At 67.2% G+C, this 21,081-nt stretch carries 24 protein-coding genes and 1 pseudogene; 16 read left to right on the top strand and 9 right to left on the bottom strand.

Annotated elements, in window-relative coordinates:
- Nucleotides 1-8: 8 nt before the first annotated feature.
- Genes pnuC through FA702_RS09375 form a run of 4 tightly spaced genes read left to right on the top strand, consistent with a single transcriptional unit; the run spans nucleotide 9 to nucleotide 1,965 of the window.
- Entirely contained in the window at nucleotides 9-593 is a 585-nt protein-coding gene (pnuC, locus tag FA702_RS09390) for a nicotinamide riboside transporter PnuC (RefSeq protein WP_136955937.1), read from the top strand.
- A complete protein-coding gene (locus FA702_RS09385; protein ID WP_136955936.1) occupies nucleotides 590-1,126 on the top strand; it encodes an AAA family ATPase in 537 nt (178 codons plus the stop codon). Before pnuC ends, FA702_RS09385 begins: the two co-directional genes overlap by 4 nt.
- Nucleotides 1,127-1,179: 53 nt before the next feature.
- Nucleotides 1,180-1,584: a thioesterase family protein gene (locus FA702_RS09380; RefSeq protein WP_124809733.1), complete on the top strand. Its 405-nt coding sequence runs from the start codon at nucleotides 1,180-1,182 to the stop codon at nucleotides 1,582-1,584.
- A gap of 60 nt (nucleotides 1,585-1,644) precedes the next feature.
- A complete protein-coding gene (locus FA702_RS09375; RefSeq protein ID WP_168196040.1) occupies nucleotides 1,645-1,965 on the top strand; it encodes a DUF1294 domain-containing protein in 321 nt (106 codons plus the stop codon).
- A gap of 4 nt (nucleotides 1,966-1,969) precedes the next feature.
- On the opposite strand, the gene FA702_RS09370 is transcribed toward FA702_RS09375, so the two are convergent.
- Nucleotides 1,970-2,149 carry a hypothetical protein gene (locus FA702_RS09370; RefSeq protein ID WP_124809735.1) on the bottom strand — a complete coding sequence of 60 codons (180 nt, stop codon included), beginning with the start codon at nucleotides 2,147-2,149 and terminating at the stop codon, nucleotides 1,970-1,972.
- Nucleotides 2,150-2,153: 4 nt separating this feature from the next.
- On the bottom strand, nucleotides 2,154-2,897 hold the full coding sequence (gene ubiG, locus FA702_RS09365) for a bifunctional 2-polyprenyl-6-hydroxyphenol methylase/3-demethylubiquinol 3-O-methyltransferase UbiG (protein ID WP_136955934.1): 744 nt from the start codon (nucleotides 2,895-2,897) through the stop codon (nucleotides 2,154-2,156).
- Nucleotides 2,898-3,006: 109 nt separating this feature from the next.
- Between ubiG and FA702_RS09360 the strand changes: the two genes are divergently transcribed.
- A complete protein-coding gene (locus FA702_RS09360; protein WP_210417636.1) occupies nucleotides 3,007-4,260 on the top strand; it encodes an aspartate kinase in 1,254 nt (417 codons plus the stop codon).
- A gap of 302 nt (nucleotides 4,261-4,562) precedes the next feature.
- A complete protein-coding gene (locus FA702_RS09355) occupies nucleotides 4,563-5,576 on the top strand; it encodes a nitronate monooxygenase family protein (RefSeq protein WP_136955932.1) in 1,014 nt (337 codons plus the stop codon).
- 133 nt (nucleotides 5,577-5,709) lie between these two features.
- Here the strand turns inward: FA702_RS09355 and dut are convergent, their stop codons facing one another.
- Together dut and coaBC are read right to left on the bottom strand one after the other, a co-directional pair.
- Entirely contained in the window at nucleotides 5,710-6,186 is a 477-nt protein-coding gene (gene dut / locus FA702_RS09350; protein WP_136955931.1) for a dUTP diphosphatase, read from the bottom strand.
- A complete protein-coding gene (gene coaBC / locus FA702_RS09345) occupies nucleotides 6,173-7,363 on the bottom strand; it encodes a bifunctional phosphopantothenoylcysteine decarboxylase/phosphopantothenate--cysteine ligase CoaBC (RefSeq protein ID WP_136955930.1) in 1,191 nt (396 codons plus the stop codon). Before coaBC ends, dut begins: the two co-directional genes overlap by 14 nt.
- A gap of 93 nt (nucleotides 7,364-7,456) precedes the next feature.
- Between coaBC and FA702_RS09340 the strand changes: the two genes are divergently transcribed.
- Entirely contained in the window at nucleotides 7,457-7,879 is a 423-nt protein-coding gene (locus FA702_RS09340; RefSeq protein WP_136955929.1) for a hypothetical protein, read from the top strand.
- A gap of 42 nt (nucleotides 7,880-7,921) precedes the next feature.
- Here FA702_RS09340 and FA702_RS09335 read toward each other — a convergent pair whose 3' ends face one another.
- The 3 genes from FA702_RS09335 to FA702_RS09325 are packed head-to-tail and all read right to left on the bottom strand — an operon-like array spanning nucleotide 7,922 to nucleotide 11,401.
- Nucleotides 7,922-9,046: an acyltransferase gene (locus FA702_RS09335; protein ID WP_136955928.1), complete on the bottom strand. Its 1,125-nt coding sequence runs from the start codon at nucleotides 9,044-9,046 to the stop codon at nucleotides 7,922-7,924.
- Nucleotides 9,043-10,602: a 2-polyprenylphenol 6-hydroxylase gene (ubiB, locus tag FA702_RS09330; protein ID WP_136955927.1), complete on the bottom strand. Its 1,560-nt coding sequence runs from the start codon at nucleotides 10,600-10,602 to the stop codon at nucleotides 9,043-9,045. The genes FA702_RS09335 and ubiB overlap by 4 nt, the downstream gene beginning before the upstream one ends.
- Nucleotides 10,603-10,615: 13 nt before the next feature.
- Nucleotides 10,616-11,401, bottom strand: coding sequence for a class I SAM-dependent methyltransferase (locus tag FA702_RS09325; RefSeq protein ID WP_136955926.1), 786 nt, complete (start codon nucleotides 11,399-11,401; stop codon nucleotides 10,616-10,618).
- Nucleotides 11,402-11,493: 92 nt separating this feature from the next.
- On the opposite strand from FA702_RS09325, the gene mutM reads away from it, so the two are divergent.
- On the top strand, nucleotides 11,494-12,306 hold the full coding sequence (gene mutM / locus FA702_RS09320) for a bifunctional DNA-formamidopyrimidine glycosylase/DNA-(apurinic or apyrimidinic site) lyase (RefSeq protein ID WP_136955925.1): 813 nt from the start codon (nucleotides 11,494-11,496) through the stop codon (nucleotides 12,304-12,306).
- 17 nt (nucleotides 12,307-12,323) lie between these two features.
- Here mutM and FA702_RS09315 read toward each other — a convergent pair whose 3' ends face one another.
- Nucleotides 12,324-14,243 carry an energy transducer TonB gene (locus FA702_RS09315; RefSeq protein WP_168196039.1) on the bottom strand — a complete coding sequence of 640 codons (1,920 nt, stop codon included), beginning with the start codon at nucleotides 14,241-14,243 and terminating at the stop codon, nucleotides 12,324-12,326.
- 141 nt (nucleotides 14,244-14,384) lie between these two features.
- On the opposite strand from FA702_RS09315, the gene FA702_RS09310 reads away from it, so the two are divergent.
- The 5 genes and pseudogenes from FA702_RS09310 to FA702_RS09290 all read left to right on the top strand — a co-directional run.
- The gene (locus FA702_RS09310) at nucleotides 14,385-14,825 is read left to right on the top strand and encodes a thioredoxin family protein (protein WP_136955923.1); all 441 of its coding nucleotides are present in this window, start codon (nucleotides 14,385-14,387) and stop codon (nucleotides 14,823-14,825) included.
- A 39-nt stretch (nucleotides 14,826-14,864) separates the two neighbouring features.
- Nucleotides 14,865-15,509, top strand: a complete 645-nt coding sequence (locus tag FA702_RS09305; RefSeq protein ID WP_168196038.1) for an energy transducer TonB — start codon at nucleotides 14,865-14,867, stop codon at nucleotides 15,507-15,509.
- 144 nt (nucleotides 15,510-15,653) lie between these two features.
- Nucleotides 15,654-16,313: a hydrolase gene (locus FA702_RS09300; protein ID WP_136955921.1), complete on the top strand. Its 660-nt coding sequence runs from the start codon at nucleotides 15,654-15,656 to the stop codon at nucleotides 16,311-16,313.
- A 93-nt stretch (nucleotides 16,314-16,406) separates the two neighbouring features.
- Nucleotides 16,407-17,234 (top strand): alpha/beta fold hydrolase, encoded by an 828-nt coding sequence (locus tag FA702_RS09295; protein ID WP_136955920.1) that lies wholly within the window; start codon nucleotides 16,407-16,409, stop codon nucleotides 17,232-17,234.
- A gap of 14 nt (nucleotides 17,235-17,248) precedes the next feature.
- A pseudogene (locus FA702_RS09290) lies at nucleotides 17,249-17,410 on the top strand (DUF1427 family protein); the annotation flags it as partial.
- An 89-nt stretch (nucleotides 17,411-17,499) separates the two neighbouring features.
- On the opposite strand, the gene FA702_RS09285 reads toward FA702_RS09290, so the two are convergent.
- Entirely contained in the window at nucleotides 17,500-18,429 is a 930-nt protein-coding gene (locus tag FA702_RS09285; RefSeq protein WP_136955918.1) for a LysR family transcriptional regulator, read from the bottom strand.
- A gap of 114 nt (nucleotides 18,430-18,543) precedes the next feature.
- Here FA702_RS09285 and FA702_RS09280 point away from each other — a divergent pair, with 114 nt between their 5' ends.
- The 3 genes from FA702_RS09280 to FA702_RS09270 all read left to right on the top strand — a co-directional run bounded on the left by FA702_RS09280 (nucleotide 18,544) and on the right by FA702_RS09270 (nucleotide 21,077).
- Nucleotides 18,544-19,242 carry a pirin family protein gene (locus FA702_RS09280; protein ID WP_136955917.1) on the top strand — a complete coding sequence of 233 codons (699 nt, stop codon included), beginning with the start codon at nucleotides 18,544-18,546 and terminating at the stop codon, nucleotides 19,240-19,242.
- A 258-nt stretch (nucleotides 19,243-19,500) separates the two neighbouring features.
- Nucleotides 19,501-20,280, top strand: a complete 780-nt coding sequence (locus FA702_RS09275) for a glutathione S-transferase family protein (protein WP_136955916.1) — start codon at nucleotides 19,501-19,503, stop codon at nucleotides 20,278-20,280.
- Nucleotides 20,280-21,077, top strand: a complete 798-nt coding sequence (locus tag FA702_RS09270; RefSeq protein ID WP_136955915.1) for a glutathione S-transferase family protein — start codon at nucleotides 20,280-20,282, stop codon at nucleotides 21,075-21,077. Before FA702_RS09275 ends, FA702_RS09270 begins: the two co-directional genes overlap by 1 nt.
- Nucleotides 21,078-21,081 lie beyond the last annotated feature (4 nt).

Below are 21,081 nucleotides of genomic sequence, written 5' to 3'. Positions count from 1 at the left end.
GCGCGCCGGTGAATCCCGTCGAGGCCCTGGCCGCCGTTCTGGGCCTGATCAACATCGCGCTGCTGGTGCGGCGGTCGGTGTGGAACTTCCCTTTCGCCATGGCGATGGTGACGGCCACCGCCTTCGTGCTGTTCCGCGCGCGGCTCTATGGCGAAACCGGGCTGCAGGCGTTCTTTTTCGTGGTCAACGGCTGGGGCTGGTGGCTGTGGAGCCGGGCGAAAGGGGCCGAAGACGACAGCGTGCCGGTCGGCTGGATGAGCGCGCGCCAGCGGATCGCCTGGGCCGGGGTGACGGCGGCGCTCAGCCTGTCGCTGGGCTGGGCGATGCACCGCTTCACCAACGCCGCGCTGCCCTTCGCGGATTCGGCGGTGACGGGGGCGAGCATCGCGGCGCAGTTCCTGCTGTCGTATCGCCGGATAGAGAACTGGGTGCTGTGGATCGCGATCGACGTGGTTTCGATCGCGCTCTATCTGGCGCGGGGGCTGCCGCTGCTGGCAGCGCTGTACGGCGCGTTTCTGGTGATGTCGGCGGTGGGCCTGCGCGCGTGGATCGGCGCGGCCCGGCGGCCGGCGGGGAATGAGGTGTTTGCGTGATCCAGGTCTGTTTTCATGGCGCCGAAAGCACCGGCAAGTCGGTGCTGGCCGACCGGTTGCGCAAGCGGTTCGGCTGGCCGTGGGTGCCCGAATACGGGCGTTCGTTCTGCGAGACCATGGGACTGGAGCTGACCATCGACGACCTGCTGGAGATCGCCGAGGGGCATGATCGCGCGGTGCGCGGGGCGGCGCTGCTCCAGCCGCAGGTGCTGGTGCTGGATACCGATCCGCTGATGACGGCGGCCTGGGCGCAGATGCTGTTCGACGACGTGCCCGAGGCGCTGCTGGCCTATCCCAAGGCGGATCTCTACCTGCTGTTCGAGCCGGACGTGCCGTGGGTGGCCGACGGCACGCGCTTTTTCGGCACCGACGAGAAGCGCGCGCGCTTCGCCGCGATCGCCGAGGACATGCTGGTGCGCGCGGGCGTGCCCTATCGCCGGATCGCGGGCGACTGGCCGTTCCGCGAGGCGCAGGCGGTGGCGGCGATCGAGGAAGCCTTGCGCCGCGCCGGGTCGAAGCCGCCGGTGCGATAAAGAGTGGCGCGCGGCCCTGTTGGCCCGGCGCGATTCGTGTTATCTACATTCTTGTGAATAACGCGAATCCCCATCTCTACCCCATCAATGTCGATCCGGCGGACATCGACTTCATGGGCCATGTCAACAACGCCAGCTACCTGAAATGGGTGCAGGAGGCGGTGATCGACCACTGGCAGGCGCTGGCCCCGGCGGAAGCGGTGGCGCGGCACCTGTGGGTCGCGCTCAAGCACGAAATCACCTATCGCCGGCCCACTTTTCTGGACGATACGGTGATCGCGCATGTCGTGCTGGAAAAGGTGCAGGGCGCCAAGGCCTTCTACGAAACCGTGATCAAGCGCGGCGAGGACGTGCTGGCCGAAGTCCGTTCCAGCTGGTGCTGCGTGGACGCGGTGACGCACCGCCCGGCCCGGCTGGCGCGCGATCTGGTGGAAAAGTTCCTGCCCTCGGGCGAATGACGCGGCGCCAGGAAATCCCGTAAAACCGATTGTTAACCATATGCGGTTACCATGCCGCTTATGACTACTGCAATCATCGCGCTGCTGCTGACGCCAGCCTTCCTTGCGAAGGCGCTCGTAGCGTTGTCCATGCTGGTCGTGGCCTTGTTCGGCATCCTGAAATGGAAAGCCCGCGCAAAGCGTTCGCGCATCAGCGAGGGCACCTTGCTGCATCTGGCGTTCCTTCGTGGAACGCTGGGGGCGTCGCTCTGGAGCAGCCTGTTTCGCCACAAGACCCACACGGAACTGCTCCCGCGCGTCTTGCACGTCAACCCATTCCTGCCGGTCCCGGCTCTTTCGGGCTGGAAGGTCTGGGCTCTCTCCAAACCGCTGCCGCCCTGAGCGGCTAGCGCAGTTTCACAATACCCAGGCCATCGTTCTTGGCCCGAATTTTCACCGATTCCTCACTGCGGGTCAGCGCCTTGGCGATAGCCTTCAGCGCCATGCCCTTCTTTGCGAGAGTGTGTAGCTTATGTATTTCATCGGCTGTCCAGGGTTGTTTGTGCCGTTCAAAGCGTTCGGCCATGGGATCAGCCCTTTCTTGCCGTGACAATGTAGTTAAGTGCGAGATTATCCGACAGGTGCAAACCCTTGGTCGGACTGTAAGCGATACCGATTGGATTACCCATGACCAGGCCTGCTTCGGAGAGCAGGTCGTGCAATTCCACCGGGGTGACGAAATCGTCCCAGTGGTGCGTACCGCGGGGCACCATGCCCAGCGTTTCCGCCCCTTCCACCAGCAGCAGGCGTGCAGCTGCCGTGCGGTTGGGGGTGGACAGGACCATCAGCCCGCCTTCGCCCAGCGCTGCCGCCAGCGCCGCGACGAAGGCCGGTTTGTCGGCCACGTGCTCGATCACCTCCATGGCGGTGACGAGGTCGAAACCGGCAAGGTCCAAGGCGCCAATCTCGCCCAGGCGATAGGTGATGGCCAGGCCACCGCCCGCCGCATGGGCCTGCGCCGCCGCGACGTTCTCTGCCGCCGCGTCGACGCCAGTAACCGCCGCGCCCATGCGGGCAAGCGGTTCGCATAGCAGACCGGCGCCGCAGCCTACATCCAGCGCGCGCCGGTCTGTCAGTGGTTTAAGCGAGCGGGGACTGGTACCGAAATGCGAATCGATAGCGTTTCGGATGAAGCCCAGCCGCACCGGGTTGAGACGGTGCAGCATGGCGGAGGAGCCCTTCGGGTCCCACCAGTCCTGCGCGAGCTTGCCGAAATGCGCCGCCTCTTCCGGGCGAATGGTGGGCGCGAGTGCCGAGGGTGTTGCATTGCTCATGAGGCATCCCTAACAGGACGCCCGCCGCACGGCGAGGGGCTGCGCGGGCAAGATTGTTGCGCAATGCGTTGCGCCCACAGGCAGGAGTACCCCCTTGGCCCGGATCGTGATGAAATTCGGCGGCACGTCGATGGCCGGCACCGAGCGCATCCGCCGTGTCGCGCGGATCGTGCAGCGCCAGCAGGCGGCCGGGCACGAAGTGGCGGTGGTGGTTTCGGCGATGGCCGGAGAGACCGACCGCCTTGTCAATTTCTGCCGCGAAGCCAATCCCCTTTATGATCCTGCTGAATACGACGTGGTCGTCGCCAGCGGCGAACAGGTGACCTCGGGGCTGCTCGCGATGCATCTCCAGGCGCTGGGCTGCAAGGCGCGTTCGTGGCTGGGCTGGCAGTTGCCCGTCCGCACCGACGACGCCCATGCCAAGGCCCGCATCGAAACGATCGATTCCGAAGCCCTGCTGGCCTCGATGGCCGCGGGCGAGATCGCCGTTATTCCCGGTTTTCAGGGACTTACCGCGGACAACCGCGTGACCACGCTGGGCCGTGGCGGTTCCGACACTTCGGCGGTGGCCGTGGCAGCGGCGGTGAAGGCCGACCGCTGCGACATCTATACCGACGTCGACGGCGTCTATACCACCGATCCCCGCATTGTCGCCAAGGCGCGCAAGCTCAAGAACGTGACGTTCGAGGAAATGCTCGAGCTGGCCTCGGTCGGATCGAAGGTCCTGCAGACCCGCTCGGTCAGCCTCGCCATGAAGGAATGCGTGCGGGTGCAGGTGTTGTCATCCTTCATCGACGACGACGCGCCGCCGGCGGACAGCATCCCCGGCACGATGATCGTGAGCGAGGATGAACTGATCGGGGAACTGGAAGGATTGGAAATGGAACGTCAGCTGATCACCGGCATCGCCGCCGACAAGAACGACGCCAAGGTCACCCTGACGCGCATCGCCGACCGTCCCGGCGCGGTGGCGACGATCTTCGGCCCGCTGGCCGAGGCCAATATCAACGTCGACATGATCATCCAGAACGTCGCCAAGGACAAGGGCGAGACGGACGTGACCTTCACCGTGCCGCAGGCGGACCTCGCCCGCACGCAGGCGCTGCTGGAAGAGCAGAAGGACACGATCGGCTGGTATCGCATGATCGCCGACAGCAAGGTCGCCAAGATCAGCGTCGTTGGCGTGGGCATGCGCAGCCATGCGGGCGTGGCCGGCACGATGTTCAAGGCGCTGGCCGATCGCGGGATCAACATCCAGGCGATTTCCACCAGCGAAATCAAGGTTTCGGTGCTGATCGACGAGGACGAGACCGAACTCGCCGTGCGCGTGCTCCACACCGCCTATGGGCTGGACGCCGCGTAAAGGACTGTTTCTGAAAGCGAAACCCCGCCTCCGGACAGGGGGGAGAAACCGGAGGCGGGGCGCGACCCGACTGGCTCTGGGGGAGGGGTTGATGCCAGTCCGGAACGGGGAAGCGGGTTCGCTTCGTGTTGAAAGCGGTATAGGCCGCGCGCTCTGATTGGTAAAACGGGATAAAGCGGTCACAGTCATCGCTTGGACCGATCATTGTCCGCTATCGCACCCTGCTCTTGCCGCCCGCTCTTGTCGGCGCCCGCCGCGCGGCCTAAGGGGCTGCCGCTCTGGCACGGACGATGGGAAGCCTGATGACTGCACCTGTGAAGACTTCGGCGCTGATGGCGCGCGGCGCGGCGTTCCTCGGCACCGAACACGCCATCCTGTGCGGCGCGATGAGCTGGGTTTCGGAGCGCAATCTGGTGGCCGCGATCAGCAATGCCGGCGGCTTCGGCGTGATCGCGTGCGGCGCGATGACGCCCGACCTGCTCGATGCCGAAATCGCGGGGACGAAGGCGCTGACCGCCCGGCCGTTCGGCGTGAACCTCATCACCATGCACCCGCAACTGTTCGACCTGATCGCGGTCTGCGCGCGGCATGGCGTGGGCCATGTGGTGCTCGCGGGCGGCATTCCGCCCAAGGGCAGCGTGGAGGCGATCAAGGATTTCGGCGCGAAAGTGCTGGTTTTCGCGCCCACGCTGGCGCTGGCGAAGAAGCTGCTGCGCTCGGGCGCGGACGCGCTGGTGATCGAAGGCAGCGAGGCCGGCGGCCATATCGGCCCGGTGTCCACCAGCGTGCTGGCGCAGGAATTCCTGCCGGCGCTGGCGGAGGACCACGTGGTGTTCGTGGCCGGCGGCATCGGCCGGGGCGAGATGATCGCCTCCTACCTCGAAATGGGCGCCAGCGGCGTGCAGCTGGGCACGCGCTTTGCCTGCGCCAGCGAATCCATCGCCCATCCCGCGTTCAAGCAGGCGTTCTTCCGCGCCAACGCGCGCGACGCGATCGCCTCGGTCCAGGTCGATCCGCGCCTGCCGGTGATCCCGGTGCGCGCGCTGAAGAACAAGGGCACCGAGGAATTCACCGCCAAGCAGGTGGAAGTGGCGCGGCTGCTGGACCAGGGCACGGTAGACATGGCGGCGGCGCAGCTCGAAATCGAGCATTTCTGGGCCGGCGCGCTGCGCCGCGCGGTGATCGACGGCGATGTGGAGCGCGGGTCGATCATGGCCGGGCAATCGGTGGGCATGGTGACGAAGGAAGAACCCGTCACCGCGATCATCGCGCAATTGCTGGCGGAAAGCGAAGCCGCGCTGAACGCGCGCGGCTGAAGCCGGAAAGATCGCCCTTCACCGTCATTGCGAGGGGCGAAGCCCCGCGGCAATCCAGAGTAACACGCGGGACTCTGGATTGCTTCGCTTGCGCTCGCAATGACGAAGCGTCTCTGCCCCGGGGCGTCCAGCCTTATTCGCTGAAGGCGACCACCCCGCCGGTCGATCCGAAGCCGCCTTCGCCGCGCGCGGTTTCGTCCAGTTCGTCCACTTCCAGCCAGCTTGCCTGGGTCACCGGGGCGAGCACCAGTTGCGCCACGCGATCGCCGCGCCGGATGGCGAAGGGTTCTGCGCCCAGGTTGATCAGGATGACCTTCAGTTCGCCGCGATAATCCGAATCGATCGTGCCCGGCGTGTTGGGCACGGTGACGCCGTGCTTGAGCGCGAGGCCCGAACGCGGACGGACCTGGATCTCGAACCCTTGCGGAATCGCCACGGCAAGGCCGGTGGCGACGGCATGGCGCGCGCCGGGGGCCAGGGTCACGTCCTCGGCTGAAACCACGTCCATGCCCGCCGCGCCGGCGGTGGCATAGGCGGGCAGCGGCAGGTCGCCGGCGCCGGGCAGGCGCTTGACGCGGACGGGAACGGCGGCGGTTTCAGGCGAGTGCATGGGCTATCCTTTCGACCAGCGCGGCGGCGACCTGGTCCTTGGGCATTTCGGGCAGGCTTTCGACCCCTGCGGCGGTGACGATATGGACGGCGTTGCGCGCGCCGCCCATCACATCGCCCGACACGTCGTTGGCGACGATCCAGTCGGCGCCCTTGCGGGCCAGCTTGGCCTGCGCGTGGGCGATCACGGTCTCGGTCTCCGCCGCGAAGCCGACCACCAGCGGGGGGCGGGCGGGGGAACGGCAGAGCGTGGCGAGGATATCGGGATTTTCGGCAAGGCGCAGCGGCGGAATTTCGCCCGAGCCGTCCTTCTTGAGCTTCTGCGGCGCTTCGTCCGCCGCGCGCCAGTCGGCCACGGCGGCGACCATCACGGCGGCGTCGGCGGGCAGCGCGGCCTCGACCGCGGCGGCCATCGCGCGCGCGGTTTCCACGTCCACCCGGTCCACGCCCGGCGGCGTCGGCAACTGGACCGGCCCCGCCACCAGCGTCACCCGCGCCCCGGCCCGCGCGGCGGCGGCGGCGATGGCGAAGCCCTGCTTCCCGCTGGAGCGGTTGGCGATGTAGCGCACCGGATCGATCGGTTCGTGGGTGGGGCCGGCGGTGACGACGATGTGCTTGCCGGCGAGCGGACGCGCGCTGAGGCCGCACATGCCGGCGATCGCCTGCCAGATCGCGGGCGGTTCGGGCAGGCGGCCGGGGCCGTATTCGCCACAGGCCATCGGGCCTTCGTCCGGCTCCAGCACGGTCACGCCATCGGCGCGCAGCGTGGCCACGTTGCGCCGCGTGGCGGGATGGCCCCACATGCGCACGTTCATCGCCGGCACCGCCAGCACCGGCTTGTCGGTGGCGAGCAGCAGCGTGGTGGCCAGATCGTCGGCCACGCCCGCCGCCATGCGGGCGAGCAGATCGGCCGTCGCCGGGCAGACGACGACCAGATCGGCCTGCCGTGACAGCTGGATGTGCCCCATCTCGACCTCGTTCTTGAGGTCCCACAGCGTCGTATGGACGGGATTCTCGCTGAGCGCGGCGAGCGTGAGCGGGGTGACGAAGTGCGATCCGCCGTCGGTCAGGACGCAGGTGACCGAGCCGCCTTCCTTGCGGATCAGCCGCACCAGTTCGGCGGCCTTGTAGGCGGCGATTCCGCCACCGACGATCAGGAGAATGCGCGGTCCGTTCATCGCCCGCGCTTGTGCAATGAGGTTCGCCCGCGCGCAATCCTTTTGCGCGAAAGGCGAACTTGCGGCACACCGGCCCGAAACGGAGGGACCGATATGCGTCTTGTAGTGACCGCGCTGATTTTCCTGACCGGTCTGTTCGACCTGTTCATGGCGGTTTCGTTCCTGCTCGATCCGGGCAGCGCTGGCGCGGGGCTGGGCGTGGCGGCGATCGGCATGGCCGGTGGGCCGCAGGGCGCGGCGGCGGGGCTTTCGACGATCCGCGCGGACTTCACCTCGTTCTTCGGCGTCGGTGCGTTCTGCATGATGTGGGGCGCCTGGCGCCGCAACGCGGACCTGCTGCTGGTGCCGGCGCTGCTGTTCGGCGTGTCGCTTGTCGGCCGCGCGGTGAACGTGGCGGTGGTCGGCCCCTATCCGCAATGGCCGCTGCCGATGGGCGTGGAGGCGTTCCACGTCGCGCTGGCGCTTGCGGCGTGGCGGCTGCTGCCGCACCACCGGATCAGCGACATCGCCGCTTAGAAGCCTTCCAGGCGCATTTCAGGGCTATTCGAGGGCAGCGGTTCAGGCGTGCGCCGGGTGGTGGTCGCGCAGCCGCTTGGCCATGCGGAACACCCAGCGCTGCGCCGGCCGTTCGAACCAGCGGTGCGAGGCGAAGCCGGCCAGGATGGCGAGGCCGAGGAAAAAGACCAGGAAGGCGGGCTGGCTGGCGATGCGGCGCGTGCCGACCGTCTCGTCGATCAGCAGCACCAGCATGAGCTGCAGCGGGAAATGCCACAGGTAGATGCCATAGGAGGCATCGCCCAGTTGCTTGCCGATGGCGAAACGATCGTGGCGGTCGGCCAGATCGAGCGCGAGCGTGAGGCAGAGCGCGGCGAAGGTGCCGGCCAGGATCACCATGTCGCGCGATTGCCAGCCGTTCCAGGCCCAGAACGCCCCCGCCACCAGCAGCGCGCCCAGCGGCAGCAGCGTGGCCGGGCGCAGCCAGCCGCGCAGCGCCATGCCATAGACGGCCACCCCGCCGAAGAAATAGCCGATGCAGGCCATCACGTCCCGGTCGGGCAGCTTGGCGAACACCGCCCAGACGAAGCCCGCCGCGATCGGCAGGCCCAGCGCCAGCGGCGCGCGGCGCAAAGCGGGCAGCGTCAGCCAGAACACCGCGTAGGCGAGCATTTCGGTGGAGAGCGACCACGACGGGCCGTTGAACGACTGGTTATCCTGCCATCCCCAGTACTGCATCAGCGGCAGGCTGAGCAGGAAGTGCTTGAGGTTGTTCTGGTGGTAGATGAAATCGGTGCCGTTGAGGCCCGCATAGGCCGCCTGCAGCACCGCCACGAGCATCAGCGTCAGCAGGTGCAGCGGCCATAGCCGGGCCACGCGCGCCAGCCAGAAGCGCCCGCGCCCCTGCGTGTCGGCCAGATAGACGTGCGCGAAGACGAAGCCCGAAACCGCCCAGAAATACTGCACGGCGGTGTGGCCGTAGTCGTAGAGCCAGGCGAGCGCGTGGTAGAGCGGCACCACGGCCGAGCGCCGGACGTGGAAGCCGTATTCGACCGGCGGCACGAAGAAGTGCTGGTAATGCCAGAACAGCACGGCCACCGCCGCGAGCAGGCGCGAGAAATCGAGGGCGTTGAAGTGCCTCTTGGAAAGCCGAAGGCGGCCTTTCGCCGAAGGAGGCGCGGCGTTCATCCCCACCAGCCCAGCAGGCTGCCGGCGAGCGTGACGCCGGCGCCCGCCGCGAAGGCCAGCGCATAGCCCGCCCAGCCGCCGGACGAGGTGCTCCGCTTGCGCTCCCACATCAGTTCCACGGCGGGCAGCGGCGGCGGTTCGGGCGCGCCGCCCTTGGCGGGGAAGCGGTCCTCGATCCGGCGCACCAGCGCGGGCAGGCGCAGCAGCGTTTCGGCGTCCTCGCGGATACGGTCGGCGATCGCGGATTCGGGGCCGAGTTCGTCGCGAATCCAGCTGCGCACGAACGGCGCGGCGGTATCCCACATGTTGATTTCGGGATCGAGCTGGGTGGCGATGCCTTCGACCATGACCATCGATTTCTGCAGCAGCAGCAGGTGCGGCTGGGTCTGCATGTCGAAATCGCGGGTGATCGCGAACAGCCCGTCGAGCATCTGGCCCACCGAAAGTTCGCTGACCGGCTTGCCGCGCATCGGTTCGCCCACGGCGCGCAGCGCGGTCGCGAATTCGTCGACCGAATGGTAGCTCGGCACGTATTGCGCCTCGAAATGAATCTCGGCCACGCGGCGGTAGTTGCCGGTGGTGAGGCCATAGAGGATTTCGGCGAGCCACGCGCGGGCGCGCCGGTCGATGCGGCCCATGATGCCGAAATCGATCGCGGCGATGGTCCCGTCGGCTTCGACGAACAGGTTGCCCTGGTGCATGTCGGCATGGAAGAAGCCGCCGCTGATCGCCTGGTTGAGGAAGGCGAGCACCAGCCGGCTGGCCAGTTCCTTGCGGTCGTGCCCGGCGGCGTCGAGCGCGGCGTTATCGCTGATCTTGATGCCGTCGATCCAGTCGAGCGTCATCACTCGGCCGTTGGTGCGGTCCCAGTCGATCGCGGGGATGCGGTAGCCGGCGAAGGCGTGCATCTGTTCGGCAAGTTCGGAGGCGGAGGCGGCCTCGCGCCGCAGGTCCAGCTCGCGCACGGTCCAGCGCTTGAAGTTGGCGATGACAAGGCGCGGGCGCAGGCGGCTGGCCTCACCACCCAGCGCTTCCAGGTGCGCGGCGGCCCATTCGTAGGTCTCGATATCGCGCGTGAACTTCTCGCGCACGCCGGGGCGCAGCACCTTGACCGCGACCTCGCGCCCTTCGGTGGTGGTGGCGCGGTGCACCTGCGCGACCGAGGCGGCGCCGACCGGTTCGGGATCGAATTGCGCGAACATCGCTTCGAGCGGGCGCTCGAACGTGGTCTCGATCTCGTGCCGGATGTGCTTGAACGCCACCGGGGGCAGGCGGTCCTGCAGGCTCAACAGGTTGCGCGCGGCTTCCTCGCCCACCAGATCGGGCCGTGTGGCCAGCGTCTGCCCCAGCTTGATCGCCGCCGGGCCGATCGCGCGGAAGGCGCCGGCATAGTCCGGCTCCGCCGGCTGGCGCGTGCCGAACCGGGCGATGCGGCACAGGCGGCGCACCGGCGCGGGCGTGTTGGGGCTCTGTTCGAGCAGGCGCAGCGCGCCGTGGCGCGCCAGCACGCGGCCCCAGCCGAGCAGGCGGCGGATATGGGTGGCGGGCAGGGTCAAGGCCGGCGCCCCCTCAGACCTTCCAGCCCGAATGGATGGCGACAAGGCCGCCCAGGATCGGTTCGACCCTGGTGTGGCGGAAGCCCGCCGCGCGGATCATCCCCTCGAACTGCGGCATCGGCGGAAAGCGGCGGATCGATTCGATCAGGTAGCGATAGCTGTCGGCATCGCCGGCGATGGCCTGCCCGATCTTCGGCACCAGCTTGTGCGAATAGGCGTCATAGACCTCGGAGAAGCCCGGCCATTCGGTGGTCGAGAATTCCAGGCAGAAGAACCGCCCGCCGAACTTGAGCACGCGGAAAGCCTCGGCCAACGCCTTGTCAATATGCGTAACGTTACGGATACCAAAGGCGATCGTGTAGGCATCGAAGAAGCGATCGCCGAAGCTCAGTTCCTCGGCGTTCTGGCGCGACCAGACGAGCCCGTCGATGCCGCGCTTCATGGCCCGTTCGATGCCCACGTCGAGCATGTCCTGATTGATGTCGGACACGGTGATCGCGGCGCCGGACGGGGCCATGCGGAAGGCGATGTCGCCGGTGCCGCCGGCCATGTCGAGAATCGATTCGCCCTCGCGTGGCTTCACCCGCTTGACGAACCGGTCCTTCCACAGCCGGTGCATCCCCACCGACATGGCATCGTTCATCACGTCGTACTTGCGCGCGACGCTGGAAAAGACCGCGCCGACGCGGGCAACCTTCTCCTCGGCGGGAACGTCCTCGTAGCCGAAGGACGCGGTTTCCCCCTGCGTGTTGCCCGTTCCGGCGGTGTCCGTTTCGGTGCCCGATGTGCCAGTGTTCATGCCAAGCGCCTTTAGTGGGGAATTGTCCGGACGGCAAAGCCTGTTAGGGGAGTGGGTCGGCACCGCGCGCATCCACGCAAAAAAGAACCATCATGCCCGAACTTCCTGAAGTCGAAACCACCGTTCGCGGGCTGGCCACCGTGCTGGAAGGGCGGACGATCGCGCGCGTGCGCGTCAACCGCCCCGATCTGCGCCGCCCGTTCCCCGCCGATCTGGCGCAGGCGCTGACCGGCGCGCGCGTGACCGGGATGGGGCGGCGCGCCAAGTACGGGCTGGTCCACACCGACCGCGACCGGACGATGGTGTTCCACTTGGGCATGTCCGGCCGCTGGCGCATCGATCCCGCAGACATCGGCAAGCATGATCACCTGGTGCTGGAAACCGGCAACGGACACGTGCTGGCACTGAACGACGCGCGGCGGTTCGGCTCGGTCGATCTCGTCGATACCCCGTTGCTGGAAGCCTGGCCGGCCTTCGCCGCGCTGGGGCCGGAGCCGCTGGGCGCGGACCTCACCGCCGCGCACCTCGCCGCTGCCTTTCGCGATCGCATCGCGGCGGTGAAGCTGCTGCTGCTGGACCAGCGCATCGTGGCGGGCCTTGGCAACATCTACGTCTGCGAGGCGCTGAACCGCGCCGGCATCCACCCGGAGCGCGCGGGCGGCAAGGTCACCCGCAAGGCGCTGGAGCGGCTGGTGCCGATGATCCGCGCGGTGCTGGAGGAATCGATCGCGGCGGGGGGATCGACCCTGCGCGACTATGCCCGGCCCGATGGCGAACTGGGCTATTTCGCCAAGGACTGGCGCGTCTATGGCCGCGAGGGCGAGGCATGCCCCTGCGGCGGCATCGTGGAGCGCGTGGTGCAGGGCGGCCGCTCCACGTTCTTCTGCCGCAGGTGCCAGACGTGACGGGACTCGTCCCGACCCTAGGGGTTGACGAAGTTCACCACTTCGCTCTGGGCTGCACAGGCGGAACCGCCCGAGGGACGATAGCTGGTGGCATAACGAAAATCGCGCGCCATGCCTGAAGCCGCGTCGACGAAGACGAACGGCGGATAGGCGAGGAGCGCGCGGGTATTGGCGGTTTTGCCGTCCGCGCTGATGTCGAATTCCAGTTTCACCCAGCCTTCAAAGCCCATGTGCAGGGCTTCCAAGGGATAATCGCTGCTGTCCGCACGCGAACTGCGCAGCGCCGGCGCTGCACCGATCACCGAACACTGTTGTTCGGTCAGGCCGGTGCGCTGGAAGAAGCCTTGCGCGTCCTGCAGGTGGCCTTGGGCGGCCGCGATGTTGGCCAGATAGAGCAGCGCGACCTGCCGCAACGGATGCCCTTCCCCCAGCCGCGCATCGTCTGCGACGCGCTGGTAAAGTTCCACCTTTTGCTCCGCGCCGGCCTTGCTGCTCAGGCGTTCGGCCGCCAACAAGCGAACCGTGGCCTGCGCAAGGGCATCCCCGGCGATGTCCGGCATGTCGGCAAGCGAAAGGAACCGGTTGGCCGCGGACGAGCGAGGATCCTTCGTCTTGCTCGCCGACATTGCCAAGGCAATCACCTCGCGCATCACGCGCAGGCTGTTCAATGCCTGCGGATTGCCTTTCGCGCCCTCGAGAAGCGCCATGGCATGGTCGATTTCGTCGACGCGCGACTGGATGGCTCGGCCATCGGCAAGGGCGGCCAGCGCGAAGGCGGCGGCCGCGCCGCGCGCGTCGCCGGCAGTTTCACGGCTGGCGCCGAACTGGTGAAGCTGTTCCCTGCTGCGATAGAGCCGGCTGTTTTCCAAATTAGGGAAGCCGCTCGACTGGATGATCGGAGACGCCCATTCATCCATGCGGTGGAACAGCGGCGCCACGATGCCGGGCATGCCCGCGCCGCTGTTGGAGCAACGCATTTCCACCCGGGTCAGCGCGCGGAAGAAGGCGGGAACCTTGGCGATCTGTTCGGGTTGCCAGGACCAGTCCAAGGCCGCACGGGCAAACGTCGCCGCTGTCCGGTAATTGCCGCGCGAATAGATCGTCTGGGCGGAAAGAACGTGGCCGTCATCGTCGATCGAGAACTCGACAATGGCCGAATCCTCGGGCCGCAAGCCGAATTCCTGCCCGCATTCGGGCACCGGCATCGCTCTGCCCGGCGTAAACCGGGATTTCTCGATACGCCCGGCACCGGTGTAGGCCAGCGTCAAGCGTGCCTCGTCCCGCTTGCCGGCAAGCAACTGCGCTTGCGCCAGATCGGAGCGTATCGCCACGTCGTTGATCGAAACCTTGCTCAGGGTCAGCCCCCCGGCAAGGTCGACCGCCTTGCGGAAATCGGCGGTCGCTTCCTTGATCTGGCCTTGATTGAGATAGATGCGTCCGCGCGTGGTGTAGGCGATCGCCAGCGATTCCTTGCTCGCCTTGGGGATCGACTGCACGACGCCGAGGGCCTCGTTTGCATAGTCGAGCGGTACGGTGCCCCCGTCGAACGCCGTGACCTGGGCAAGGTGGACGAGGATCTGCGCGCGCGGCGCGCCCTGGACGAGCGCGAGCGCCTTGCGGTAATGGATGATCGCCGCATCGTGATCGAAGGCCTGCGCGGCGGCACGGCCGAGTGAATCCTCCGCCCGCATGACGTCGAATGTGAAATCGGGTCCGGCCGCGACCAGGATGGGCAGGCCTTTGTGGATCTGTTCGCTGCCTTCCTCGAATTCTCCATCCGATACCAGGCAATTGCCCCGGCGCACCGCGATCGCGGCGTAGGAAAGGGTGCCAGGCTTTACGCGGGGGTCGACGGCTAGACGATTGAAGATTTCAAGCGCGGTTCCGCATTGGCCGTTTTCAGCCGCTTCGGATGCCTTGTTGAATTCCTCCTGCAAGCTCGGTTTCGCGGCTGGCGCGGCGTCCGCCGCCCAAGCGGTTGCGGCTGGCAAGATCGCCAAGGCAATGGAAAGACAGGCGGATTTCAAGCGCATCCAAGAACCTTTGCGGCGTTGGCAATGTCAGATAATCTAGCCGCCATGAGACGGCTGTCCATTGCAGTTGCGTTTATTCTTGCGGCACTTTTCGTGCCGGCCGCGCTGGCGCAACCGGCCGCCGACGATACCGGGCGACGGATCGTGCTGGTCGGTGCGCGTTGGTGCGCGCCTTGCCAGCTCGAATTGCGGACCCTGCCGGCGCTGGAGGCGGCAAGCGCGCCGGACCAACTCGAACTCGCCTGGGTCGATCGTCCGCCCAGCCTGCCCGACGTTCCCGACAGGCGCGCGCGGATATTGCCCTTGTCGGCGGCGCGGGCGCTGGCCGAAGCGCATGGCGGTGAGGGCAGAGGGTTGCCTTTCGCCATCCTGATAGCGCGCTCGGGCCGCGTTTGCGCCATCTGGCGCGGGCCGTTGCGACCGGCGGATGTCCCATCGTTCCGACAGCGCTGCGATAACCGCCAATCCCCTTCCGCGACGGATTGATTATGCCGCGCGCAGGCGTAGCATGGGCGGATGGAGAGGATGGCTTATCTGCTGTTTCTCGCGGCGCTGGCCTTGGGTGGCCCCGCGCCCGCGAAGGCCGAGCAACCGCCCCGCCTGCGCAATCCCATGGGGATGATCGGGCGTGACGATTACCCGCGAGAATCGCTGAAACGCGAGGAATTCGGCGTGGTCTCGGTGGCGCTGGAGGTTTCGCCGCAGGGCCGTGCGACGGCATGCGCGGTGACCGAAAGCAGCGGTTTCCCGGCGCTCGACACGGCGACCTGCGCGCTGTTGCAGAACCGCGCGCGGTTCGAGCCGGCGAAGGACGCCGCCGGGCAGCCGGTGGCCGGGCGGTTCGCGCTTTCGACATCGTGGGGCATGGGCGAGCACATGGCTTCCTCGAACATCCGCCTGACCCTGCAGGCGGCGAAGCTGCCCGAGGACTATCGCCAGTCCGTGCGCGCGCAGGTGGCGTTCGACGAGACGGGCCACATCCACGCCTGCGACATCCTGCAATCGAGCGGCAGCACTGTGGTGGACAGCGACGCTTGCGCGTTCATGGCGCGCAAGCTGACCGTGCCCCCGCCGAAAAGCCTGGCGCCGGGCGTGCGCCCGGAAGCGATCCGCTATGTGCTGGCGCAAGTGATGACCCGCGCCGAGGCGGAAAAGGTCGCCGCGCAATAAGCGCCAACTTTTCCAAAATATAGAACGTTCAAATCCAGATTATGCCTCTGCATTGAAAGACTGAGTCGCCGTATTCCTTCACTCACCCCAGCGACCCGGGGCGAACGAACGCACTTTCCAGAGCTTTCCCAGAAGGATACCGCCATGACCGTCACCGCAACGCCCACCCCCGCCACGGCCCTGCTCGATCCTGCCAACCACGCGCTGGTGCTGATCGACTTCCAGTCGCAGATGGCCTTCGCCACCAAGTCGATCGCGCCCGAACTGCTGCGCAACAACGCCGCGCTGGTGGCCAATGCCGCCGCTGGTTTCAAGGTGCCCACGATCCTGACCACGGTGGCCGAAAAGAGCTTTTCCGGCCCGATGTTCAGCGAAATCACCGATGCCTTCCCTGGCCAGCCCCTGCTCGACCGCACGTCGATGAACACCTGGGAAGACGCCGCCGTGATCGACGAGGTCAACCGCATCGGCAAGGATCGGCTGGTCTTCGCCGGCCTGTGGACCTCGGTCTGCATCGTCGGCCCGGTGCTGTCGGCGCTGGAACAGGGCTTCGAAGCCTATGTCATCACCGACGCCAGCGGCGACATCTCCGACGAAGCGCACGAACGGGCGGTGGAGCGGATGGTGCAGGCCGGCGCGAAGCCGATCACCTCGCTGCAATACCTGCTCGAACTCCAGCGCGACTGGGCGCGGGCGGAAACCTATGACCTGACCACCGGCATCGCCCGCAAGTGGGGTGGCGGCTACGGTCTGGGCATCACTTATGCCCGCGCGATGTTCAACGCCTCCGAAGGCGCGCACTGAACCCCTTGTTTCCCCTGCGGCCGGGCGGTCTCCCCCTTATCCCTCCCGCCCGGCCGTTTCTGCCAACCTCCTGTGATCCCAAGGAGAATTCCCATGAGCTTTGTTACCACCGCAGACGGCACCCGCATTTTCTTCAAGGACTGGGGCAGCAAGGACGCCCAGCCCGTGGTCTTTTCGCACGGCTGGCCGCTTTCGGCCGACGCCTGGGACGGCCAGATGCTGTTCCTCCTGCAGCAGGGCTACCGCGTGATCGCCCATGACCGGCGCGGCCACGGCCGTTCGGACCAGCCCGACACCGGCAACGACATGGACACCTATGCCGACGATCTGGCGGCGGTGATCGAAGCGCTGGACCTGCGCAACGTGGTGCTGGTCGGCCATTCGACCGGCGGTGGCGAGATCGCCCACTACGTCGGCCGGCATGGCACGGCGCGGGTGGCGAAGATGGTGCTGGTGGGCGCGGTGCCGCCGCGCATGGCCGTGAGCGACATCTATCCCGGCGGCCTGCCGCTTTCGGTGTTCGACGGCATCCGCAAGGGCGTGGCCGACAACCGGTCGCAGTTCTACCTCGATCTTTCGACGCCCTTCTTCGGCTTCAACCGCGATGGCGCCCAGGTCAGCGAAGGACTGCGCCAGTCGTTCTGGCGGCAGGGCATGCAGGGTTCGATCGTGGGCCAGTACCTCTGCGTCCACGAATTCTCGGAAGTCGACTACGCCCCGGACCTGAAGGCGATCGACGTGCCCACGCTGTTCATCCACGGCAACGACGACCAGATCGTGCCGATCGGCAACGCGGCCGAACTGGCGGTGAAGATGGTGCCGGGCGCGGAACTGAAAATCTATGAAGGCGCGCCGCACGGGTTGACCGCGACGCACCAGGACCGGTTCAACGCCGACCTGCTGGCCTTCATCCAGGCCTGAGGAGGAGGACCGCCATGCAGGCCATGCTCCTTTCGCTGGGCGCCGGAACGCTGGCCGGCATGGTCTATGGCCTGCTGGGGGTCAAATCGCCCGCCCCGCCGGTGATCGCGCTGATCGGGCTGGCGGGAATCCTGCTGGGCGAACAGGCGCTGCCGGCGGCCAGGGCGGTGCTGGACCCGCCCGCTATCGCGCAACCGGCAGCGCGCTGAACGCCCCGCCCTCCGAAGCGACCGCCGGCCCGCAAGGTCCGGCGGGCGTTTTCGCGTCAAATGTCGCCCAGCCCTTCGAGCTCGCGGTCGTGCGTGCCCAGTTCCACGAACTGGTCGAGCAGCCACGAGGCGGCCGGGCCGGGCGGGGTATCGCGCCGCCACACGCCGTTGAAACGATAGGTGCCGCCGACGTGATCGGGCATGTGCAGCCGCACCAGCGTGCCGGCCACAAGGTCTCCGTCGATCATCGGCAGCGGCATGTTGCCCCAGCCGATCCCTTCGCGCAGCAGCGCGTGCTTGGCCGAAAGGTCGGCCAGGCGCCAGGTCTGCGGGCTGGTGACCGAATAGTCGCGGCCTTCGGTGAAGCGCGAGCGGTCGGTCAGCACGAGCTGGGTATATTCGCGGCCCATGCCGGGCAGGATTTCCCTGGCGCGGCCCAGCGGGTGATCGGGCGCGGCGACGGGGACCATCGCCACCGACCCGGCCATGCGCGATTCCAGCCCTTCCACGCCGGCCGAAAGCGGGCCGGAAATGCCGACGATGGCCTTGCGGTCCAGCACCATGGCGGCGATCGCGCCCAGCGCTTCCATGTGCAACTTGAGCTGGACGGTCGGAAATTCCTGCTTGAACGCGCGCAGCACGCGACCAAGCCGATCGGGCGGCAGCATCACGTCGATGGCAAGGTCCACTTCGGCCTCCAGCCCGTCGAGCAGGCCCTTCACCTTGGCGCGCAACCCGTCGATCCCCTGCGAGATCGAACGCACTTCGGCCAGTAGCGCGCGCCCGGCCACGGTGAGCGTCGGCTTGCGCGTGCCTTCGCGGTCGAACAGTTCGAGGCCGAGCTGGGCCTCGAGGTTGGCGATGCCATAGCTGATGACCGAAACCGCGCGGTTGAGCTTGCGCCCGGCGGCGGCAAAGCTGCCGGTATCGACGATGGCGAGGAAGATGCGCAGCTGATCGAAGGTAGGCGTGCCGGGGTTGCTCACTTTTCCGATTCCTCGAATGAATTGCCGCAATTTATCTGGCTGAACGGAAAGGATGGCAACGCCTAAATAGGGTCCAACGGCGCGCTGCTGTGAGGCGCGCCACGGAGACATACCATGATCGAACTGCGCCCATTCGACAGCCTTGGCGGCGCCAACCACGGCTGGCTCGATGCCAAGCACCACTTCTCGTTCGCGAGCTATCACGATCCCGCGCGCGTCCACTGGGGCAACCTGCGCGTGTGGAACGACGATACGATCGCGCCGAAAAGCGGCTTTCCCCCGCACCCCCACCGCGACATGGAGATCATCACCTACGTTCGCGAAGGGGCGATCACGCACCAGGACGACCTTGGCAACAAGGGCCGGACCGAAGCGGGCGACGTGCAGGTGATGAGCGCCGGCACCGGCATCCGCCATGCCGAATACAATCTGGAGGACGTGACCACCCGGATCTTCCAGATCTGGATCATCCCGACCCGCGATGGCGGCGCGCCGAGCTGGGGTTCGCGCCCGTTCCCCAAGGACGACCGTTCGGGCCACTTCGTCACGCTCGCCTCGGGCTATGACAACGACAACGACGCGCTGCCGATCCGCACCGACGCGCGGGTGGTGGGCGCGACGCTGAAGGCCGGCGAAACCGCGGAATACCCGCTGGCCCGCGATCGCAAGGCCTACCTCGTGCCCGCCAGCGGCGCGGTGCAGGTGGGTGACGTGCGCGTCAATGCCCGCGACGGCGCGGCGATCAGCGACCTCGACGTGGTGCGCATCACCGCGATCGAGGACAGCGAGATCGTGATGGTCGACGCCGCCTGACCATTCCCTGCTGATCCCCGGAACCCCGCGCCGCCCCGGCGCGGGGTTTTCCGTGTTCGCCACAATAGCGCCTTTTGGTTTCACTGTATGAAACCCCGCCGCAAGGGGAGCGGCGCGGCGCGCGCGGCTGCCCCAAAGTGCCGCAAATTTTCACGCGATGGCTCTTGACCGACTCTCGGTCCAAATTAGTATGTAACACTAACAAAATCGGGATGGCCCGATCGGGAGAGAGTCGATGGTGCAGCACGGCGGCGCGGCATGAGCGGGATCGCGCTCTACCACTGGGAACCCAACGCCAATTCGGGCAAGCCGATGCTGGCGCTGATGGAAAAGGGCGTGTCGTTCGACAGCCATTACATCGACATGCTCCAGTTCGACCAGCACAAGCCCGAATACCTCGCGATCAATCCGCAGGGCACGATCCCGGCGATGACGCACAGCGGGGCGTGGGGCACGCGCGTGCTGACCGAAAGCACCGCGATCATGGAATACGTGAACGAGGAATTCGCCGGGCCTGCCCTGATGCCCGCCGATCCGCGCGACCGCTGGCGCATCCGCTGGTGGATGAAGTTCATGGACCAGTGGCTTGGCCCCAGCTTCTCGATGATCGGCTGGAGTGTGTTCGTCGGCCCGATGGTGCGCCAGCGCGATCCGGCCGAGCTGGACGCGGCGATCGAGCGCATCCCGCTGCCCGAACGCCGCGTGGCCTGGCGCAAGGCGATCAGCGGCGCTTTCGGGGAAGCGGAAATGGCGGAAAGCCGCCGCCGCGTGGCGCTGGGCATCGATCTGCTCGAACAGGAGCTGGGCAAGCGCGCCTATGTCGGCTCGGACCAATACAGCCTGGCCGACATCAACATCTTCAACAGCACCTATTCGCTGCCGCTGTCGCAGCCGGACCTCGCCGGCAAGGACCGCACGCCCAACATCATGCGCTGGCTCAAGCGCGTGTACCAGCGCGAGGCGGTGCAGAAGACCTGGGCGATGGGGCGCACCGACCTGGCCCACCGCTACAGCCTGATCATGGAAGGCATCGACTGATGGGCGCGGTTCTCTATCACGGCGAGCCGAACGGCGCTTCGCTGACGGTGCTGGCGGCGCTTGCGGAAGCGGGCGGCGAAGCGGCGCTGGGCATCGCCTGCCGGCCGATCGACCTGCTGGCCGGTGAACGGCACGGCATCCCCGGCCTGACCGAACGCGTCGCGCTCGACATGGGCATCGAGGGCGAAGGCCCGGTGCTGGTGATCGACGGCGAGGCGATGACCGAGTCGGTGTTCCTGGCGCAGTACCTCGACGAACGCGCGGGCGGTGCCGGACTTCAGCCAGAAGATTCCCATGCCCATTGGGAAATGATGATGTGGTGTCGGCAGATCACCGAACGGCTTTCGCCGGCGGCGGCCTTGCTCGGCAACCTGGCCTCCTCGCAGGTGGAAATCGCCGCCATCGGCGCGGAGGATTTCGCGGGGATCACCGCCAGCATCGTGTCCGACGACTTGCGCCAGCGCTGGCAGGCGCTGCACGACGGCGCGGTGGACGCGGCGCAGGTGGCCGACAGCGAGACCAAGGTGGCGCAGGCGGTCGCGCGCTGCGAAGGCCAGCTGGCCGACGGGCGCGACTGGCTGATGGGCGTCTATTCGATCGCCGACATCGTCACGTTCTCCTGGCTCGCGGGCATGGCCCTGCTGCGCCCGGAAGCCTTCGCCGATGCGCCGAAAACCGCCGCATGGCTGGCGCGCGTGCAGGAGCGGCCCGCCGTGGCCACCGCGCTGGCGCGCGCCACCGTATCCGAACCGCTCCGCGCCTGGGCGCCGGGGCCTGAAATCAATCGCTGGGGGTAATCCG

This window comes from Novosphingobium sp. EMRT-2, assembly GCF_005145025.1.
Lineage (GTDB): Bacteria > Pseudomonadota > Alphaproteobacteria > Sphingomonadales > Sphingomonadaceae > Novosphingobium.
The sequence above is the reverse complement of the archived record's forward strand: the minus strand, read 5'-3'. Positions and strand labels throughout refer to the sequence as shown.

Excerpts from the sequence above, each read along its gene's own strand:
- mutM (WP_136955925.1), top strand. The coding sequence starts at position 11,494 with ATGCCCGAACTTCCTGAAGTCGAAACCACCGTTCGCGGGCTGGCCACC.
- FA702_RS09305 (WP_168196038.1), top strand. The coding sequence starts at position 14,865 with ATGGCTTATCTGCTGTTTCTCGCGGCGCTGGCCTTGGGTGGCCCCGCG.
- FA702_RS09310 (WP_136955923.1), top strand. The coding sequence starts at position 14,385 with ATGAGACGGCTGTCCATTGCAGTTGCGTTTATTCTTGCGGCACTTTTC.
- ubiG (WP_136955934.1), bottom strand. The coding sequence starts at position 2,897 with ATGAGCAATGCAACACCCTCGGCACTCGCGCCCACCATTCGCCCGGAA.
- FA702_RS09340 (WP_136955929.1), top strand. The coding sequence starts at position 7,457 with ATGCGTCTTGTAGTGACCGCGCTGATTTTCCTGACCGGTCTGTTCGAC.
- FA702_RS09295 (WP_136955920.1), top strand. The coding sequence starts at position 16,407 with ATGAGCTTTGTTACCACCGCAGACGGCACCCGCATTTTCTTCAAGGAC.
- FA702_RS09360 (WP_210417636.1), top strand. The coding sequence starts at position 3,007 with ATGAAATTCGGCGGCACGTCGATGGCCGGCACCGAGCGCATCCGCCGT.
- FA702_RS09325 (WP_136955926.1), bottom strand. The coding sequence starts at position 11,401 with ATGAACACTGGCACATCGGGCACCGAAACGGACACCGCCGGAACGGGC.
- FA702_RS09335 (WP_136955928.1), bottom strand. The coding sequence starts at position 9,046 with ATGAACGCCGCGCCTCCTTCGGCGAAAGGCCGCCTTCGGCTTTCCAAG.
- coaBC (WP_136955930.1), bottom strand. The coding sequence starts at position 7,363 with ATGAACGGACCGCGCATTCTCCTGATCGTCGGTGGCGGAATCGCCGCC.
- FA702_RS09300 (WP_136955921.1), top strand. The coding sequence starts at position 15,654 with ATGACCGTCACCGCAACGCCCACCCCCGCCACGGCCCTGCTCGATCCT.
- dut (WP_136955931.1), bottom strand. The coding sequence starts at position 6,186 with ATGCACTCGCCTGAAACCGCCGCCGTTCCCGTCCGCGTCAAGCGCCTG.
- FA702_RS09270 (WP_136955915.1), top strand. The coding sequence starts at position 20,280 with ATGGGCGCGGTTCTCTATCACGGCGAGCCGAACGGCGCTTCGCTGACG.
- FA702_RS09280 (WP_136955917.1), top strand. The coding sequence starts at position 18,544 with ATGATCGAACTGCGCCCATTCGACAGCCTTGGCGGCGCCAACCACGGC.
- FA702_RS09275 (WP_136955916.1), top strand. The coding sequence starts at position 19,501 with ATGAGCGGGATCGCGCTCTACCACTGGGAACCCAACGCCAATTCGGGC.
- FA702_RS09355 (WP_136955932.1), top strand. The coding sequence starts at position 4,563 with ATGACTGCACCTGTGAAGACTTCGGCGCTGATGGCGCGCGGCGCGGCG.
- FA702_RS09375 (WP_168196040.1), top strand. The coding sequence starts at position 1,645 with ATGACTACTGCAATCATCGCGCTGCTGCTGACGCCAGCCTTCCTTGCG.
- FA702_RS09370 (WP_124809735.1), bottom strand. The coding sequence starts at position 2,149 with ATGGCCGAACGCTTTGAACGGCACAAACAACCCTGGACAGCCGATGAA.